At 71.6% G+C, this 3,866-nt stretch carries 4 protein-coding genes; 3 read left to right on the forward strand and 1 reads right to left on the reverse strand.

Annotated elements, in window-relative coordinates:
* Window positions 1–291: 291 nt before the first annotated feature.
* Window positions 292–936, reverse strand: coding sequence for a hypothetical protein (locus ACIPK4_RS40005; RefSeq protein WP_402322874.1), 645 nt, complete (start codon window positions 934–936; stop codon window positions 292–294).
* A gap of 437 nt (window positions 937–1,373) precedes the next feature.
* Here ACIPK4_RS40005 and ACIPK4_RS40010 point away from each other — a divergent pair, with 437 nt between their 5' ends.
* From ACIPK4_RS40010 to ACIPK4_RS40020, 3 genes are all read left to right on the forward strand, one after another.
* Window positions 1,374–1,988 (forward strand): PadR family transcriptional regulator, encoded by a 615-nt coding sequence (locus ACIPK4_RS40010; RefSeq protein ID WP_402322877.1) that lies wholly within the window; start codon window positions 1,374–1,376, stop codon window positions 1,986–1,988.
* On the forward strand, window positions 1,985–3,538 hold the full coding sequence (locus tag ACIPK4_RS40015; RefSeq protein ID WP_402322880.1) for an FAD-dependent monooxygenase: 1,554 nt from the start codon (window positions 1,985–1,987) through the stop codon (window positions 3,536–3,538). The genes ACIPK4_RS40010 and ACIPK4_RS40015 overlap by 4 nt, the downstream gene beginning before the upstream one ends.
* 117 nt (window positions 3,539–3,655) lie before the next feature.
* Window positions 3,656–3,796, forward strand: a complete 141-nt coding sequence (locus ACIPK4_RS40020) for a hypothetical protein (RefSeq protein WP_402322883.1) — start codon at window positions 3,656–3,658, stop codon at window positions 3,794–3,796.
* The last annotated feature ends 70 nt before the right edge of the window (window positions 3,797–3,866 follow it).

The following is a 3,866-nucleotide window of genomic DNA, read 5'->3' on the forward strand; positions in this document are numbered from 1 at the left end:
GCACACCAAAAGAAACGATGTCTAAGGGCGGGTGACCTTGCTGAGTGCGGCTCCGGTTGGAGGAGTTCGCCTGGCACCCAGGCCACACTGAACTCCAGCGGCCTCAACACCCCCCACCGGTCTCGCCTTCCCGCGGTGCACTGGCGCAGCCGAGTAGCTCCGGCCGGCCGCGTGCAGGGAGGGACGGCACGTCCTCGTGGCTCCTGAGCAGGACACACCCGGCATGCTTCCCTGCGCGCCCGCCGCACCCACGTCACCACGCCGCTCTGGCCAAAGTCGGCAGCCGCGCCGTCACTCCATGCGGCCCTTTGCCGTGCGGAGCAGGTCGGCAGCGGAGGGGACAGTGACTTCGGATCCGCTGACCCAGCTGCTATAGCCCGCGATGCGCAGGCAGTGGCCGTGGTACGAGGTCCCGACGACCACTCGGCCATTGTCGTCGATCTTGTACGCGTCAGCGTCGATCTCCGGTGCGGGCTGTGATTTCGGGTCAGGGCATTGCGTGCCGGCGGTGTCCGATCTGAAAGAGACCGTCCAGAAGTCCTCGGCGGTCTTCGGCGGCCGGTAGAGGCACTGGTAACCGTACGGCCCTTTCGAGCCGGCCGCCACGAGCGGAACGCCGACCGACTTCTCCACCATTGCTTTGGGCAGCATGTCGCAGGGGCGTTCCCACGAGACGGGCCGCTCGTTGCCGCTGCCGCCGCACCCGGTGAGCACCAGCAGTACGCCCATCGCCAAAGCCCTCACCCGCCGCCCGGTCAAGGCAGCACCCGTATCGAACAACAGTCCAGACACGTGGTGTTGCGGAGGTTGAGGACCATGGTTCCCCAGCTTCTTGAAGTTGCTCGTACCGTCCTTCCACTCGTGCTGATTCTCTTCGGCGCCGGTCTTGCGGTCAAGATCCTGCGCTGGGTGAGGGTTGAGCCCGGGGCCGCCCATGAAGCACTTGCCACGCTCGGGGTCCAGTGGGTCGGCTCGTGACCTCCGCCCCGGTGGTCGTCGGCCGAAGCGGCGGCTGTGTGCTGTGTACGGTCCCGGGGCCGACGCGCGGCCCCGACGGACACGGACTATGCGGCAGGCCCTTGCTCACTCGTCGACGGCCAGGTCCCAGCGAGCTTCGTGCCGACCCAGGTCGCGGCGTAGGACAGTGCCTCCAGGCGGCGTCTGCATTCCTCGTACGGGAGGGCGGTCAGCTCCATCCCGTTGGCCTGGAGGACGACGAAGGCTCGGCGCAGTCCGCGTCGCGCCAATGTTGCAGTCGTCGTCGCCGCACCTGCTTCCAGGGCTCACACCCTTGCACTCAGCATCTTTGAAGATATGATCGGATCCGAGTAATCGGATCCGAGCACTCTGCCATGCCAACACACTGGAGTTCCATGCCGGCCCGGGAACCCCACTCCGTCCAGAAGCCCCCGAAGCGCCCCGCCAACGCCCTCGCCCTCGCCGTACTCGGGTTGCTGCTGGAGCAGCCGATGCATCCCCATGCCATGGCCAGTGCGCTCCGCGAGCGCGGCATGGAGCGCGCGTTCAAGCTGACGACCGGATCGCTCTACGACACCGTCCGCGCGCTCACGCGGGACGGGTGGATCGAGGCGGACGGCACCGAGCAGGTCGGCAACCGTCCGGCCCGCACCGTCTACCGCCACACCCCCGCCGGGCGGGACGGCTTCACCGGCTGGCTCGACGAGCTGATCCGAGAGCCCTCACCCGAGTACCCGCGGTTTCTCTCCGCCGTCGGGTACCTCGGCGCGCTGGGCCGTGTCCGTGCGGCGGGGGCTCTGCGGGAGCGGGCCGCCGCGCTACGGGAGCGGATGGCGCAGGACGCCGAGGGCTACCGCGCGGCCCGCGAGGAACACAACGCGCCGCGCCTGTTCGTCATCGAGGCCGAGTACGCCGCGGCCATGGCGCAGGCCGAGCTGGCGTGGGCGGAGCGCATCGCCGACGAGATCGAGCGCGGGACGCTGACGTGGCCGGAAGGGGGCGGGCGATGAGTGACACCGCGTCGAAGGACGAGGTCGTCGACGTTCTGATCGTCGGTGCCGGGCCTGCCGGGCTGGCGCTCGGCGGGGAGTTGGGGCGGGCAGGGGTGCGGGCGCTGGTCCTGGAGCGGGAGCCCGAACCGCCGAGCTTCTGCCGCGGGTTCAACCTCAACGCCCGGAGCCTGGAGCTGCTCGACCGCCGTGGCCTGGCCGCCGGCTTCCTCGCGGAGGGACCGACCGTGCAGACGACCGTGTTCGTCGGTGCGTCCCGCCTCGACCTCGCCGCCATGCGCACGAAGCACCCCTACACCCTCGGCATCCCCCAGACCCGCGTGGAGGAACTGCTCGCCGAGTGGGCCGTGGGGTCAGGCGCGCGCCTCGTCCGCGGTCGGCGCCTCACCGGGCTGTGGCAGGACGGTGAGGGTGTGACGGTCGAGGTGGAAGGCGCCGAGGGCCCGTCCATCGTGCGCTGCCGGTGGCTGGTCGGCTGCGACGGGGGCCGCAGCACGGTGCGGAAGGCAGCCGGGATCGGGTTCCCCGGGACGCCCGCGCGGAAGTTCACTCTGCTCGGGGACGTGGTGCTCGCCGACCCGTCGGCCGTCTCGTTCGGCCCCAATGCCGGGCCCGGCGGCCGCTCGGTGTTCGCGATCCCGCGCCCCGGTTACGTCCGTCTCGTCACCGCCGACCCGGCCCCGCCCGCGGACCCGTACGAGCCGGTGCCCCTCGACGCCTTCCAGCGCGCGGTCGAGGCCGCGTTGGGACACCAGGCCGGCATCGCCGAGGCGCTGTGGCTGACCCGGTTCGGGGACGCGGCGCGGCTCGCCGAGCAGTTCCGGGCAGGCCGCGTGCTGCTCGCCGGGGACGCCGCGCACATCCACCCCCCGGCCGGCGCCATCGGCGTCAACGCGGCGATCGATGACGCCGTCAACCTGGGCTGGAAGCTAGCGCTGGTGGCGCGAGGGCAGGCGCCGGACACGCTGCTCGACACCTACCACGACGAGCGCCACGCGGCCGGCAAGCGTCTGCTCCGCAACACCCGCGCGCAGGCGTTGCTCGCCCCGGCGAACGGAGACGACGACCAGCTGGTGCCCGTACGAGAGCTGCTCGCCGAGCTGGCCGAGCCCGGGGACACGGCCGGGCCGTTGGCCGAGATGATCACCGCTGTCGACACCCGGTACCCCTCCTCCGGAGACCCTGCACACCCGTGGGCGGGACGGATGGTGCCGGACATCCCCGTGGGCCCGGACGGCGAGGACAGCCTCACGGGGCTGCTGACCCGGTCGGCCGGCGGCGCACTGCTGCTCGACGGCGCGGCGGGCTCGCACGTCCTCTCCGCCGCCGCCCGTCCATGGGCGGACCGGGTCACCACCGCCCGTACCCACCCGCACGCCCTGGAGCGCGCTCACGCGGTCCTCGTCCGTCCGGACGGGCACGCAGCATGGATCGGCGCACCGTCAGCACCCTTGGACGCGGCCGCGGAGGAGCTGCGGGAGACTCTGGCGCACTGGTTCGGGCGCCCGGCGGCACTCGATGACGGTCTCCCGAGGACCGGCCACCACTGAGCGGGCGAGCCCCCGATACCCGTCCCGGGACCGGCCGCTGCTACAGCCCGGCTCCGGGCCCGACCGAAGGGCCACCGCCCTCAGCGGGCGTGGCCCTTCCGGCTCGCCGGTGACACGATGACTGAGGCTGAGGCCGAGGCCGAGAAGCGCGCCATCGACACCGCGTACGGCACCACCGCCGAGACGAGCAGTCTCGGCACGCTGCACACGCTGCACGCCCTATACGCGCTGTACGCGGAGAACAGCTCGGAAGGCTGAGCCTTGCCGGGCCGCGCGGGTCGGGCCAGACCCGGAAGAGGCGGCTTAGACGTCGTTTCTTATGGCGTGA

Source organism: Streptomyces sp. NPDC086989 (genome assembly GCF_044745505.1).
In the GTDB taxonomy this organism is placed as follows: Bacteria; Actinomycetota; Actinomycetes; order Streptomycetales; family Streptomycetaceae; genus Streptomyces.

Excerpts from the sequence above, each read along its gene's own strand:
- ACIPK4_RS40005 (WP_402322874.1), bottom strand. The coding sequence starts at position 936 with ATGGGCGGCCCCGGGCTCAACCCTCACCCAGCGCAGGATCTTGACCGC.
- ACIPK4_RS40010 (WP_402322877.1), top strand. The coding sequence starts at position 1,374 with ATGCCGGCCCGGGAACCCCACTCCGTCCAGAAGCCCCCGAAGCGCCCC.
- ACIPK4_RS40015 (WP_402322880.1), top strand. The coding sequence starts at position 1,985 with ATGAGTGACACCGCGTCGAAGGACGAGGTCGTCGACGTTCTGATCGTC.
- ACIPK4_RS40020 (WP_402322883.1), top strand. The coding sequence starts at position 3,656 with ATGACTGAGGCTGAGGCCGAGGCCGAGAAGCGCGCCATCGACACCGCG.